At 38.1% G+C, this 14682-nt stretch carries 13 protein-coding genes; 8 read left to right on the top strand and 5 right to left on the bottom strand.

What is annotated here, in order from left to right; all coding sequences use genetic code 11:
• Positions 1-25: 25 nt before the first annotated feature.
• From EHQ59_RS16315 to EHQ59_RS16295, 5 genes are read right to left on the bottom strand one after another with little or no spacing between them, the layout of a single operon-like run.
• Positions 26-2539, bottom strand: coding sequence for a glycogen/starch/alpha-glucan phosphorylase (locus EHQ59_RS16315; RefSeq protein ID WP_135620875.1), 2514 nt, complete (start codon positions 2537-2539; stop codon positions 26-28).
• A gap of 52 nt (positions 2540-2591) precedes the next feature.
• Positions 2592-3056 (bottom strand): DUF192 domain-containing protein, encoded by a 465-nt coding sequence (locus EHQ59_RS16310; protein WP_135620872.1) that lies wholly within the window; start codon positions 3054-3056, stop codon positions 2592-2594.
• A gap of 11 nt (positions 3057-3067) precedes the next feature.
• On the bottom strand, positions 3068-3832 hold the full coding sequence (locus EHQ59_RS16305) for an enoyl-CoA hydratase-related protein (RefSeq protein ID WP_135620870.1): 765 nt from the start codon (positions 3830-3832) through the stop codon (positions 3068-3070).
• Positions 3833-3843: 11 nt separating this feature from the next.
• Positions 3844-5211 carry a PP2C family protein-serine/threonine phosphatase gene (locus tag EHQ59_RS16300; RefSeq protein WP_135620869.1) on the bottom strand — a complete coding sequence of 456 codons (1368 nt, stop codon included), beginning with the start codon at positions 5209-5211 and terminating at the stop codon, positions 3844-3846.
• Positions 5208-5552, bottom strand: a complete 345-nt coding sequence (locus tag EHQ59_RS16295) for a hypothetical protein (protein WP_135620867.1) — start codon at positions 5550-5552, stop codon at positions 5208-5210. Before EHQ59_RS16295 ends, EHQ59_RS16300 begins: the two co-directional genes overlap by 4 nt.
• A 19-nt stretch (positions 5553-5571) precedes the next feature.
• On the opposite strand from EHQ59_RS16295, the gene EHQ59_RS16290 reads away from it, so the two are divergent.
• The 8 genes from EHQ59_RS16290 to EHQ59_RS16255 form a co-directional block, all read left to right on the top strand.
• Positions 5572-6597 (top strand): hypothetical protein, encoded by a 1026-nt coding sequence (locus tag EHQ59_RS16290; protein WP_135620866.1) that lies wholly within the window; start codon positions 5572-5574, stop codon positions 6595-6597.
• Entirely contained in the window at positions 6557-7885 is a 1329-nt protein-coding gene (locus EHQ59_RS16285; RefSeq protein WP_135620864.1) for a hypothetical protein, read from the top strand. Before EHQ59_RS16290 ends, EHQ59_RS16285 begins: the two co-directional genes overlap by 41 nt.
• Before the next feature lie 114 nt (positions 7886-7999).
• Positions 8000-9748, top strand: a complete 1749-nt coding sequence (locus EHQ59_RS16280) for a methyl-accepting chemotaxis protein (RefSeq protein WP_135620862.1) — start codon at positions 8000-8002, stop codon at positions 9746-9748.
• Positions 9749-9756: 8 nt separating this feature from the next.
• The gene (locus EHQ59_RS16275) at positions 9757-10257 is read left to right on the top strand and encodes a chemotaxis protein CheW (RefSeq protein WP_244245587.1); all 501 of its coding nucleotides are present in this window, start codon (positions 9757-9759) and stop codon (positions 10255-10257) included.
• Between the two features lie 3 nt (positions 10258-10260).
• Positions 10261-12198 (top strand): chemotaxis protein CheA, encoded by a 1938-nt coding sequence (locus tag EHQ59_RS16270; RefSeq protein WP_135620860.1) that lies wholly within the window; start codon positions 10261-10263, stop codon positions 12196-12198.
• Entirely contained in the window at positions 12195-13238 is a 1044-nt protein-coding gene (locus tag EHQ59_RS16265) for a protein-glutamate methylesterase/protein-glutamine glutaminase (protein WP_135620858.1), read from the top strand. The genes EHQ59_RS16270 and EHQ59_RS16265 overlap by 4 nt, the downstream gene beginning before the upstream one ends.
• On the top strand, positions 13235-14491 hold the full coding sequence (locus EHQ59_RS16260; RefSeq protein ID WP_135620856.1) for an ATP-binding protein: 1257 nt from the start codon (positions 13235-13237) through the stop codon (positions 14489-14491). Before EHQ59_RS16265 ends, EHQ59_RS16260 begins: the two co-directional genes overlap by 4 nt.
• A 1-nt stretch (position 14492) precedes the next feature.
• A partial coding sequence (locus EHQ59_RS16255) for a response regulator (protein WP_135620854.1) occupies positions 14493-14682 on the top strand: 190 nt, incomplete at its 3' end.

Here is a 14682-nt window from a genome sequence, read left to right as displayed (position 1 = left end):
AATCCTTCCTTTCTTTTATGTCGATTCAGTTTTGTGGCAATTTATAGATCGTTTGGGGTGGAATTGTGTCAAGAAGGGGGACCTTCCAAATATCCTTCGCGTATTCCCGTATCGTGCGGTCTGATGAAAATTTGCCTGACCGAGCCACATTCAAAATGGATTTTTTTGTCCAAGTGGTTTCGTTTAGGAAATCATGTGCCACACGGTTTTGCGTTTCATCATACGAGGAAAAATCAGCCATCAGTAAATAATTGTCAGTATAAAACAAACTATCGTAAATAGGGCCAAAGACTCCCGGTTCCCCCATGGAAAAAAAATTCTCTCGGATCATCAGGAGAATACGATGTAGGTCTTCGTTTTGGTGAATAAAGTCTGTTGGTTTGTATCCTGCTTCTTTCATTCGAAACACTTCTTCGGTATGGAGACCAAAGATATAAATGTTTTCTTGTCCTACCTCTTCCAAAATCTCCACATTGGCACCATCCAAAGTTCCAATGGTCAATGCACCATTTAACATAAATTTCATGTTACTTGTTCCAGAGGCCTCTGTGCCCGCAGTAGAAATTTGTTCTGATAAATTGCTGCCTGGAATAATTTTTTCGGCAAGGCTCACACGGTAGTTGGGAATAAATACCACCTTCAAGCGTTCCGCGACATCTTTATCACGGTTGACCACCCAAGCTACGTTATTGATGAGTTTGATGATGAGTTTTGCCATATAATACCCAGGTGCCGCTTTCCCACCAAAGATCACAGTACGTGGGGTGATTTCCGTATTCGGATTTTCTTTGATGCGGCGGTATAAGGCAATCACTCGTAAGATATTGAGAAGTTGGCGTTTGTATTCGTGGAACCGTTTGATTTGTACATCAATCATGGAATTAGGATCAATCGTGATTCCGGTTTCACTTTTGATGATACGAGCCAACTCATTTTTAGCAGTGAATTTCACTTGTTTCCAATCATTTTGGAAATCCTTATCGTCTACAAATTGTTCTAAATCCTTTAACTTGTATAAGTTGGTAGTAAATTCATTTCCTATTTTTTTAGAAATTAAATTGGCAAGGCTTGGGTTCGATTGTAGTAACCAACGACGTGGAGTGATTCCATTGGTTTTGTTATTAAACTTTTCTGGAAATACTTTGGTAAATGCTTGGAAAATGGTTTTTTGGATGAGATCAGAGTGTAAGGCAGCAACACCATTCACACGGTAGGATCCAATGACAGCTAAGTTTGCCATCCTCACTCGTTTTTCGTTTCCTTCTTCAATGATACTCACTTGTTGGATTTCGGCTTCCGTGAGAATCCCTTTGTTACGAACTTCAGTTAAAAATCGATGGTTGATTTCATAAATGATTTCTAAATGCCTTGGTAATAGTTTTTCAAATAACTCCACTCGCCATGATTCCAATGCTTCTGGTAAAACAGTATGGTTGGTGTAAGAAAATACCTTGGTAACAATGTCCCAAGCAGGTTCCCAGTCCAACTCTTCATTGTCTAAAAAGATCCGCATGAGTTCGGCAATTCCAATGCTTGGGTGAGTATCATTCAATTGGATCGCGATAAAATCAGGTAGTTCCTTCAAATTGTATTTGAATTCTCGAAATTGGATAAGGATATCCTGTAAAGAGGCACAAACCATAAAGTATTGTTGTTTGAGACGTAACACCTTTCCTTGTTCGGTGGTATCATTTGGATATAAAACTTTGGAAATATTTTCCGAGATCGATTTGTCTTGGACGGCTTTCATATAATCGCCGTGGTTAAAATAATCCAAATTAAATTCTTCAGAAGACTTTGCTGCCCAAAGCCTAAGATAGTTCACCGTACTCGTGTTAAATCCTGGGATGGGATAGTCATGTGCAGATGCAAGGACTGTTTCATCTGGCACCCAATCATGTTGGATTTTACCTTTGCCTGACACACGTGTTTCTGTATGGCCAAAAAATCCTACGGAAAAAGATATATCAGACCTAACCACTTCGTAGGGAACTCCATCTGCATCCCAGTGGTCTGGCATTTCGAGTTGGCTTCCATTGGCAATGATTTGATTGAAGATCCCGTAATCATAACGAATTCCATAACCAAATCCAGGTACATTGAGAGTCGCCATGGAATCTAAAAAACAAGCAGCGAGACGACCAAGTCCCCCATTTCCAAGACCTGCATCTGTTTCAAATTCTAACACATCTGTTAAATCAAAACCAATGCCTCGTAACATTTCTTGGATGGTTTCATACAAACCAAGATTGATGAGAGCATTCATCAGGGTTCGCCCCATAAGAAACTCTAAGGAAAAATAAAAAACTTTTTTGGGATTTTGTTCTCTGTAACGTTCGTGAGTGAAATTCAGTCGATCAATGAGAAAGTCACGAATCGTATGACCTAGTGCTTTGTAGATGTCTTCGTTTTTTAAATTATAACGATTTTTACCTATGGTATATTCTAAGTGGTGAGCAAATTGTTTTTCCATCGAAGCCAAATCGGCTTTTTGTTCTTCGGATAATAAATTGATGAGACGAGGGTTATTGACTACCATGCTTCGAAATGGTAAACAGCTCGAAGTTTAGATTCAAGTAAAAAGAGAAAATTTAATCTTTTGCGGAGACTTTCCGTTCTAAGGTAAGAACTGCGTCTTTTCCAATTTTATGTTTGGCAAACCAACCTTGGTTGACCTCTAACGCATACATCGCAGGTTTCCGTGAGTTGTACATTTCCTCAGTTTGGTTTGGTTTCATATCGAATGATTCTAAAAGTCGCATATCTTCTGAAAAATAACCAATCGACAAGGGGATCAGAGTGTTTTTCATCCAAAAGTTCAAATAGTCAGCCTTCGGGAATACAAAGAGCATACCTTCGTCTTCCCCGAGTTTTGTACGAAACATGAGCCCCGTCGCACGAGTGGAAGGAGTATTGGCAATCTCCAATTTTAAAACACGGTCTGCCACACTTCCAAAAATGATTTCGGGTGTATTGGTTTGAGACGGAAAGGATTCCGCTTGTTTACAAACTAACCCCAAAACAAGTATGAAAAATAAAAAAGACCGTGTCATCATTGGTTATACCTTTAAAAATTAGGTTTTCGTTTTTCTAGGAAAGCGGAAAGACCTTCTTTTGTTTCTTTGTCGGCGAATCTTCCACCAAACAATTGTTTTTCCCACTCTAAACCACGTTCCATATTGGTTTCCAATCCTTGACGGATTGCCATCTTGGCCGCCTTGATTGCATTAGGTCCACGAGATAAGATCGTAGAAAGTGTTTTTTCGGATTCATTTAATAGTTCTTGTGGATCACAAACTTTGTTGATAAGACCAAGTCTAAATCCTTCGTCTGAAGAGATCATGTCACCAGATAAAATAAGTTCTGTTGCTCTTCCTACTCCAATGAGTCTTGGAAGTCTTTGTGATCCACCAAAACCAGGAAGTAAACCTAAAGTTACTTCAGGAAGACCTAATTTAGCAGCCGTCGACGCATAACGAATGTCACATGCCATAGCCAATTCCATTCCTCCACCAAGGCAAAATCCATTGATGGCAGCGATGGAAATGAGTCCTGATAATTCCATTTTACGAAATACAGTTTGTCCAAGTTCCGAAAACGATTGTCCCTCGTTTACGTTGAACTCTTTCATTTTGGCAATGTCAGCACCTGCGACGAATGCCTTGCCTTCCCCTGTTAAAATAAAACCACGCACTTGGGAATTGGATTCTAATGTATCTACCATGGCACCGATTTCGGTAATAACGACATCGTTTAAGGCATTCAGAGCCTCAGGTCTTTTGATGGTGACAACGGCAAAATTGGATTTGATTTGGATCTCTAAAAAAGACAAATGATTTCTCCTTATTCTTCTACTTCCAATATGAGGAACATGGTGTCATCAGAAAAAGTATCTAAACCGAACTTGGTTTTGAGTTCAAACAAAAGATTGTTTTCCAATTCTTTGACGTTATCGCTATTTCGGTGACGATTGAGTAAGGCAAGTAAACCTTCTGTTCCTAAACTATTGCCCTCATGGTCCATGGATTCAATGAGTCCATCCGTATAGATAAAAAACCGGTCTCCTTTGGCGATGGGAAGGGTTTTTTCCGAGATAGGTGGGATTTTGATATTAAATCCAAGGATCGCACCTTGGGTTTCCAATTCCGTAAACTCTTCTCCTTTTTTTGCTAAAATCAAATAAGGATGACCCGCATTTCCGATGATGAGTTTTTTTTCGATAAAATCAAAAAACAAATAGATCGCAGAAGCATGGTATTTGTCCAAATCATTGGCCAATCGATCATCCAAATAATCCATAAGCTTAGCTGGTGCTGTTTTGAATCGATAAGGAATCGTAGAAACAAGAACCTTCATAATGGAGGCAACCATCGCAGAAGAGATTCCATGACCTGCGACATCAGTCAGAAATACACCGACGTTTCCTTCCCTGAGTTGTACGAAATCAAAAAAGTCACCACCGATGACATTGGGACTCTTACGATAAAAGGTAAAGGTTAGATTTGGTATTTTGATATTTCCCGGAAAAAGTGCATCTTGTACACGTTTGGCAAGTTGCAACTCTTGTAACATAAACCGTCTTTCTTCGGACAAACTGTACATGTCAGCAGTATCTTTTCTTTTGTTCAATACAAACACAACACCAAGTAACCCGCTACCGAGATAAACAAAAAGTAAAAAGTATTGGCTAAAAAAAGAAGTGGTGTTTGCGATTTCAGAAGGAAGTTGTAAGTTGTAGGAGATATGAAAAAAAGATAAATACAAGGCACTGATCACACAACCCATTGGTTTTAATCTAGTGCTATAGAGTAAAATAGGGATGATAAAGGACATGAGATAGGAATTTAATAAATAAAAATTTCCAAGTGTGGGGAAGTGTTGGATTCCTTTTAAAAATACTAAATACACCAATCCATCTGCAAAGAGACCACTTACATAAATCACTTTTTCTAAAGGAATGGATTTGGTATAAAACTGTAATAATAAGACAAATCGAATGATGGTAATGCCTAACAAATAAGGAAGGATGTCCCATCGAATTTCAAAAAAGGGAGGGACGAGTAACAAACTATAAACAATGAAGTGAGTTAAAAAAATGGAGAAGATGTATTCTTTCTCAAAACGAGGTTCTGCCAGTTTTAAGATATCCCATTCTTGCCTGGTAGGTTTGTGAAAAATTTCTTTGAAATACAAATAAAACGAACGAGTCAATCGGGTTCTCCCCATACCAAAGTTTGGATCTCTGATCCATTCAAGGTGATGGTGAAACTTTTTCCTGTGTCCAAAAACTTGTCCATTTGATTCGCAAGTTCCATAGCTTTTTTCTCATCTTCCATTCGAAAGAAAAAGGGATGGGACATGGCTTTATAATTGTAAGGAAATCGTTCACAAACAAGAAGTGTGACTCTGTAATGTTCTTCCCGTTTTTCCAAAACAATATGAGAAACTTCTTTTCGAGTTAAGATTCGAACATCTGGCCTGAGATTCCAAGGATTGATCTCAGCGAAAAGGATTCCTGGTAAAAAAAAGCATAGACCAACAAATCCTTTCATATAGAAATACCATCGGCAAATGAAAACAATTCCTTACTCACTATCCATTCTCTTCTGTCTTTTTTTAAGTTGTACTCCCAAGGATTTTACAATTCCAGCCAATCCTTACGCCAAATGGGCAAAAGAAAGTTTGGGACTCAAAGAATCAACTTTACCAAAAAAAACAGGGGAATGGAGTGAAAGAGTTTTCCCTTTAGACAAAGAAAGGTCCAGGTCCATTCAAGAACTCAATGCCATTGATGGATTTGAAGACAACCCTTCGGGAACAAAAGACCTTACCGTTTGGAAAAAACGAATTCAGGAATTACAACGCCTCTACCCAAGAGAAGTGAATGATTTAGCCAATGAACTGATTTATGGAATCTATTTTGTAACAAACTTAGGTTCAACTGGAGTAACAGGCATTATTCGAAACAAAGAAGGAAAGCCTGTCGGTGGAATCATCTTTTTAGATTCCGATTTACTCAGTGAAGGAGGAAATGATTGGGCTACCAAAAAAGAAAATACCGCATTTCAACAATCGGAAACAGAATCCATCGAAGTGCAATTGGACCATTCCAATTCTTTACAAACTTCTTTATCTTTTATTTTTTTACATGAGTTCGGTCATATTGTTGCCATTGTCAAACATTACGTACCCGATTATGCAGAAGAAATCAGAGACTTTCGGAGTTATCTTCATTTCCAATCCCTTTGGTGGTCAGAAACCTATTCTCCTTACGAAAACACATTTTTTCCAGAAAGACCAACAATCAAATTCTACCAAAAAAATCCAAAGATCCCCATCTTCCCGGATGGAAAGTTTTTATATAAAAAATTGATAAATACACAATTTGTGTCCTTGTATGCAGCAACCAATGCAGACGATACCTTTGCCGAAGCATTTGCTCAGTACATTCACGTATCTGTATTAAAAAAAGAATATAAGGTTTTTCTAAAAACGAATTCGAATCGAGAGACCCTATTATCTGAACCCATCTTAAAAGAAGGAGGACGTAAATTTCGTGAATTATTCCAAACAATTCTCGTTTCCCATTCTCCTTAGATGTTTTCTTTTATTTCTCTTTTATCCTCTTTCTATTTTTTCACAAACAAAAGAGGAAGAACCTAAATCCATCACGATTGATACGAATACTGAAATTGTGTCAGACTTTATTTGGCGGGGATATTCCTTTACAGGGGAAGGACAAAACCGAAGAGATGGTGCTGCTTACCAAAGTTTTACTTACGCACCTGCTTTACAACCAACCGTGAGTGTGTGGTCCCATGATAAAAAATTCGAATGGCTTTTGTTTGGAAACTTCCAACTCACAAACCGAGACGATAAAGATTCCGACAAACGGATATTCCAAACCAGTCCAGGTGCTGTAGGTCCAAGCTACATCGGAGAAGATCCACGATTTTACGATCCGTACAACCAAGATCCATGCGTACAATCTGTACAAAACCAAATCACAGGAAGAGAAGCGGCAAACCCAGCCTGTTCTGGATTCATTCCCAACCAAGGATATGGACCGAAAAAAGAACCCAATGGGAACAAACGGGCAGATGGGATGTTTTTTTCTATGAGTTATCATTTTGATCCGAGTGCTCTCGGTGATTTTAGCGTAGGCATTTGGTTTTATAATACCTTTCAAAAAACACCAAACTCTCTTTTATTACCTTCCACGCAAAAAACAAATCCGGTGGTTTCAGGGGGAGCTGCCAATTCGTTCAATTCCAATAACCCCGATGCTCAAACCAGACTTTCTTGGCACGAGTATTTTTTTCATTGGAAGTTACCAATTGCACGGATTTTAAAACCTATGATTTCCTATTACACACAATTTTCCACGGAGAACGGTGGTCTGATGGCAGGAAAGAACTACCTCTCCTTAAGTGCCAATTACACATTTTTTGAAGGGAAATTTTTCCGAATCCAACCGCAATGGAACATTGGTTACACCATGAGCAATAATATGATCGATAACCGAAACGGGATACAAGACATAACATCTGCCATATCTTTTTTCTTTGGCGATTTTTTTGTGAAAGGAGCTCATATCTTACGCCCCAATGCCTATCTCTATGACACCAATAATTATTTTGGATATGCGGGAGGGGATCCGGACAAGGCGACTTGGAACCGCACCTCGGAAGATGGAAAAGTAGTCAATCCGTCCCGATTGTACGGTGCGTATAATACCGCAATTCTCAATGCAATCGAAGATGTGAATACAGGGAATCCTCTAAATGATGTCCTCATCAAAACAAGTTTGCGTGAATCGTACACACTTCAAAAAATCCCAGTCCATTTATTTTATGTTAGTTTAGGATATTCGAAATCTTTCTAACGTTTTTTAAAATATTTCCAAAAAGAAATTTATTATTTTATAAAGGAATATTAGGAAACGCTTGACTATCTAAAAAATGAATTCATACTTTGCCCCACCTCTAGGGGATCTACTATGAAATGGATTCAAAATTTAAAAATTCGAGCAAAACTTCTTTTGGCCTTTATGGTCACCATTCTCTTGATGATTGTAGTGGCAGGTGCCAGCTTTTATTCAGCCAATCAAATTTTAGCATCCTTACATACTGTTTTTGAAGACAGAGTGGTTCCGATCAGCCAAATCAAAGAAGTATCGGATGCATATCTCATTGGGATTGTGGATTCTGCCAATAAAGTCCGGGATCGCAAGATGTCGATCGAAGAAGCGTTAGAATCCATACGCCAATCGGAAGCCAAAGCGGACGAAGTTTGGAAGGTATATTTATCCACTTACTTAGTTCCCGAAGAGAAAGTCATCATAGCCGAGATGGAAAAAGAATTTCCTCCACTCAAAGCGGGAATCAAACGACTTCGGATTCTTTTAGAAACTCGCAATGAAGTTGAAATTGAAAAATTTGTTTCCACAGAGATGTATCCAATCTTTGAGCCTCTCACCCATCATTTAGATGATCTCATCCGAGTCCAACTGAAAGTTGCAAAAGAAGAATACCATAAATCGGAAGAACAATTCCAACATTCTTTGATCATTGTCACCACCGTTGTGGTAGCTTCCTTTGTTCTCGTATTTTTCATCGCATTTTTCTTTTCCGATGCCATCGCAAGACCGATGAAACGAATTGTGACAGTAGCTCAATCCATTTCGATTGGAGACTTAAATGTCAATTTAGATTCAGAACAAAATCTATTGGCTAATGCAAAACATCTCCAAGGGAATGAAATTCAACAACTTTCCCAAGCCTTTATGGAGTTAGTTGACTTTATCAAAGAACGAGCAGAACATTTAGAACGAATTGCCAACTCCGACCTCAGCTCTGATGTGAGTTTACGTTCCGATAGGGACCAATTAGGACTTAGTTTAAAACGAATGTTAATCAATCTTTCGGAAGTAGTGGAAAAACTTTTTTTCACTTCCCAAGAAGTCGACTTAGGAGCACAACAATTAGCGGATGCCAGCACTTCCCTTTCAGAAGCTGCGAGTGAACAAGCAAGTGCCGTAGAAGAAATTTCCGCTACTCTAACAGAGATTAGTAATAGTTTCTTAGCGAATGCAGAAAATGCAGAACAGATGACAGTTTTTTCCGAATCCACGGCCAAACAAGCCATTGAGGGAAATTCACGTATGAAAGATTTGGTTTCTGCCATGGGAGAAATCAGTAATTCCTTCGAACAAATCTCAAAGATCAATAAAGTGATTAACGACATTGCTTTTCAAACCAATATCCTTGCACTCAATGCGGCAGTCGAAGCTGCACGTGCGGGCCAACATGGAAAAGGGTTTGCTGTAGTAGCGGAAGAAGTGAGAAACCTAGCACAAAAAAGTGCCAATGCTGCCGATGAAACAACACTACTCATCGAGTCCTCCATGAAAAAGGTAAAACTTGGAAATGATGCAACCGAAAAAACGGCAGAAGTACTCGGCCAAATTTCAGAGAGTGCAGACAATGTGAGTAGTTTAACCAAAGATTTAGCCCTTTCCATCAACGAACAAAAATCAGCAGTTTTGCAAATCACACAAGGAATTGACCAAGTAACAACCGTTACTAGCACGACTGCGGCCTCAGCGGAAGAAGTAGCTGCCTCCAGCGAAACCTTAAAACGACAAGTTGAAATTATGCGGTCAGTAATTATGGGTTTCAAATTAAAAGAGGAAGGATCCAAATCAACCGCGCTCACCCGCATTGAAAAACCAAGAATCGTTTTATAGGCAATACCATGAACACTTCACCTAATTCTTGGGATACAATCGAAGAAGATACAATGAAAGATTTGTATCTTTGTTTTAGCTTAGATGATCGTTATTATGCCTTTGAAGTTCGTTACCTCACAGAAATTTTAGCCTTACCGGCCATAACAACCATTCCGGGCACAGCCCCTTTTTTGAAAGGTGTCATCAATATCAGAGGAAAAATCATTCCAATTATGGACGTTCGCCTTCGTTTTGATATGCCTTTTCTTCCATACCATGAAAGGACTTGTGTTTTGCTAGTGGAACTGGATGGCAATCCACTTGGACTAGTTGTGGATAAGGTCAATGACGTTGTTAAAATTCCACCCGAAAATGTTGACCTCGCTCCCAAGATTGGCGAATCCAAATCATCGAGGTTTATTTATGCAACAGGTCGTGTGGGTGACTCTGTTAAAATATTAATCAATTTAGATCGCCTTCTCACCCAAGAAGAAAATCTAATGTTACATGAGCTTCCAGGGAATTAATTCATGGAAAGAGAAGATGTTTTAGAATATCTAACGGAAGCAAAAGAATGTTTAGAAAACATTGAAATTGGTCTTCTCAACTTCGAAAAAACTACGTTAGATGGTAGTTTGGTAGATCGTGAACAATTAGATACTCTCTTTCGCCATTTCCATACAGTCAAAGGCAGTTCTGGATTTTTTGGATTATCTGGAATTGTTAAAGTTGCCCATGCCGCCGAAAACTTGTTAGATTATCTTAGAAAAACTCCAGAAACACAAGACGAAGAAACCTTAGAAATTTTACTCACTGCACTCGATCATTTAAACGAACTGGTCGAACACGAAGAAAATGAGCCAAGTGGAGGTGATTTATACAAAGACGAACAACTTCAATTCATCTCTCGCACCAATCAAAAATTGGAGAGTTTAAAAAAAGATCACTCTTCCCATACGAATCCAACAGAAACAAAAAATACAAGTTCAGAAAATAGTAGTGAATTCGGGCTCTTCCAAAGAACGGAACCAAAACAGACGACAGAAGAATTTGGTTTATTCCTATCAGATCCAAAAGAAAAGAAACAAGAAGAATTTGGGCTCTTTCCCATTCCAAGTGAACCAAAAACAACACAAGAATTCGGACTTTTTGCAGAAGAGTCCAAACCCCAAGAAGAGTTTGGACTCTATCGTTCTCCCAATGAAATCAAAGCTCCGCAAAAAACCGATTCTCCACCTAACACAATCGCTCAATCAAATACCGAAAAAAAACCACTTCAGAAAAAAGACATACGCATTGATACAGACAAACTTGATTCATTATTAGATATTGTGGGAGAAATTGTGATCAATGAACCGATGGTCACAGAACACCCAGACCTACAAAACCTGAAGTTAGATCACTTTCATAAATCAGCCCTACAATTAAAAAAACTCATTCGCAATTTACAAGAAATCACATTGAGCTTACGGATGGTGCCAATCGCAGGTGTTTTCATCAGAATGGAACGACTCGTAAGGGACACTGCCAAAAAAACCGGCAAACAAGTGGAACTTGTCATCTCTGGTGAAGAAACAGAAATTGATAAATCCATCATCGAAGAGATGTATGATCCGCTTGTTCATATCATTCGTAATGCCATTGACCATGGATTGGAAACTCCCGAAGAACGAAAAGAAGCAGGTAAATCACCAAAAGGGAAAATCCAACTGACTGCGACTCAATCAGGGAAAGAGGTTTGGATTGAAGTTCGTGACGATGGAAAAGGTTTAAATCGTGATAGAATTTTAAACAAAGCCTTATCCTTAGGACTGATCCACCAAAGTGAAATCGAGTCATTAACCGATGAAAATGTTTGGGAATTTTTATTCCATCCTGGTTTTTCCACGGCAAAAGAAGTTACTGATTTATCCGGCAGAGGTGTTGGCCTCGACGTTGTCCGAAAAAATGTTTCCACTCTGAAAGGATTTGTTGATGTGAGTTCGGTGTATGGACAAGGCACTGTATTTTTAATTCGAGTTCCCCTTACCCTTGCCATTATCGAAGGTTTGGTGGTGCGAAAATCAGAAACGTATTTCATCATTCCATCGATGGATGTTAAAGAATCCCTTTACATCCAAGAAGAACCAATTCATATGTTGTATAAAAACAATCATAGTTTTCAATATCGCGAAAATCAAATCTCTGTGGTGGATATAGATTTATTATTTGGAAAAGACTCTGAGTTAAACTCTCACAACCAATTAGAAAAAAAATATGTCATCGTTGCAGAATCTCATGAAAAACAAATGGGTATTGTCTTTGATGAAATCCTAGGAAATCAATCCATCGTCATTAAACCAATTTCACCGATCTTCAAAAATATCAATGGACTTGCAGGTTGCACCATTCTCGGAAATGGACATGCTGGACTTATCCTCGATGTTCGAAAACTCATCAACCAACATATGGCAATTTTATCCTCATGAAAAAACACAAAGTAATCATAGTTGATGACCAACGCAGTGTTCGAAGTATGATCAAACGTTGGATTGAAACAGATCCCAACTGGGAAGTTGTTGGGGAAGCATCCAATCCATTTGAAGCAAGAGATCTAATCATCGACAAACAACCAGATGTGATGACACTTGATGTCCATATGCCAGAAATGGACGGCATTGAATTTCTAAAAAAATTATTACCCCAACACCCAATGCCAGTCATCATGATCAGTTCCTCTACAATAGAAGGGACCTCCATTACCTTAGAAGCATTGGATGCAGGAGCGTTTGATTACGTAACCAAACCTTCAGGAACACCAGAAAGTTTGATTGAAGCAAAAGAAGATCTTTTATCGAAACTCAATGAGGCGCTTCATTATAATTTTTCACACGAAAACAGTCTTAAAAAATCAATTACACCAGATTCTGGATCCCAAAAAAAAAGAACTTCCTTTAAGAAAAAACTCATCTTAATTGGTTCCAGCACGGGAGGGACAACCGCCTTACGTAAATTACTCGAAGATGCAGATGAAACATTTCCTCCCATTTTAGTTGCCCAACATATGCCCGAAAATTTCACTGCTTTGTTTGCGGGTAGGCTCAACGCCGAATTAAAAATCAATGTAGTAGAAGCAAAAGACAAACAACCACTTCAAAATGGAACGGTTTACATTGCCCCAGGGAATTATCATTTAAGTGTTCAAAAATTTGCAGGTGATTTGTACACTAAAATTACACAAACCGATAAAGTAAACGGACATAGACCTTCCGTTGATGTGTTATTCGAATCAGCCGTCCACAATGATATCGCAAGTTCCAGCATTGCAGTCATCTTAACAGGTATGGGAAGTGACGGTGCCAAAGGATTACTCAATCTAAAAAACAATGGATGCCTTACCCTTGGCCAAAATAAAGAAACTTGTGTAGTGTATGGAATGCCAAAAGTAGCGTTTGAAATTGGTGCAGTGATGCATCAATTACCCTTAAGCAACATTTGTGATAAAATCAGAGAGATAGGTTCGAAATGATACCACATAGTTTACTCTTAGAAACTAACGAAACGAATGAATTGATTTCCTGTTTAAATGAAATCAATTATACATATGAACGTGTTTCCAATTTGAATGAAATCTACACTCAACTCGAAAAACAAAAATTTCATTTCATCATCCTTTATGTGACAAATGTCAAAGAAAAAGAATCTCTTGAAATGCTTTCTAAAATAGGGACCTCTTTTCCCAATGTTCTCATCATATTAATTACCGATTCTTCCAACTGGGCATTAACAGCCTCACTCTTAAAAAGACACAATGCCTATGATTTTATCCAATCACCAATCGATTGTGAACATTTAAAATTTACATTAGATCGCTCTTTCCAATACCTGAACACAAAAATGAAATCCCAATTCATTCATGAAGCGGAAAACCAACTTTTCAAAAGAGTGATTGATATTTTTGATTGGAAAAAGTCTCTTACTCACAAAGAAAACGAAAACATCTCAGCTGATATCATCCACCAAATGAATATTAGCCTTTTCCAAGGCAGTGGGATCGGAACCCTTATGAGTGTTGTCAGCATTTTACTCGCAAAGAGCAAATTGGATGCAGAAAATAATGTTTATCATATCCCAAAACCAATTTTAGATTTAGTATCGGAAAACTATGAAGCTGCGAAAAGCATGTTTGATAGTATGTCAATCTCTCAATCTGTTATCGATGATGATAAGGTAGTAGAAACAAAAGAATCACCCTCTCAGCTATTGCCTCTATTTGAAACCGAAATCAATTTTTTAGAAGAAGCCCTTTCGATTAAGAAGCAAAAAATCAATTTAAGCCAAATCCCCAGTTCTGTTACAAATCTTAAAATCCGTATGGATCAAAACAAATTCTCCTATGTCATCAGAGAAGTATTACTAAACTCGATTAAATATTCCAAAGATGGTGATCAGATTTATGTACTTTTTTTCCATAGGGAAAATTTTTTAGAAATCAAAACAATAAACCCCGCTTATCAAAACGAAGATGATACTCACGGAATTCCGGAAAAATATGAAACCTTTATATTTGAACCGTTTTTCCGAATTTCTTCTGTTGTGGATGATAGTTATGCAAAATTTGAACAATTCCGATTTGGTTTAGGTTTGACATTAGTCAAAAAGATTATGGACCAACACCAAGCAAATGTTCAAATTTATAATATAGATAGCAATCTAAGAAATGAAAACACAAAAGATGTTTGTTTAACAATACGAATTCCATTATTACAAGAGGAGAATTAAAATGGCAAAGATATTAACCGTCGACGACGCACCAGCGGTATTAAAAATTCTAAATTTGGTATTAACAACAGAAGGCCACGAAGTGACTTCTGCTTCTAACGGAATGGAAGCCTTAGAAAAAATTGAAAACTCCAAATTTGACATTGGAATTTTTGACGTCAACATGCCAGGAATGACAGGGATTGAATTAA

This window comes from Leptospira kemamanensis (assembly GCF_004769665.1).
Taxonomy (GTDB): Bacteria; Spirochaetota; Leptospiria; order Leptospirales; family Leptospiraceae; genus Leptospira_A; species Leptospira_A kemamanensis.
The sequence above is the reverse complement of the archived record's forward strand: the minus strand, read 5'-3'. Positions and strand labels throughout refer to the sequence as shown.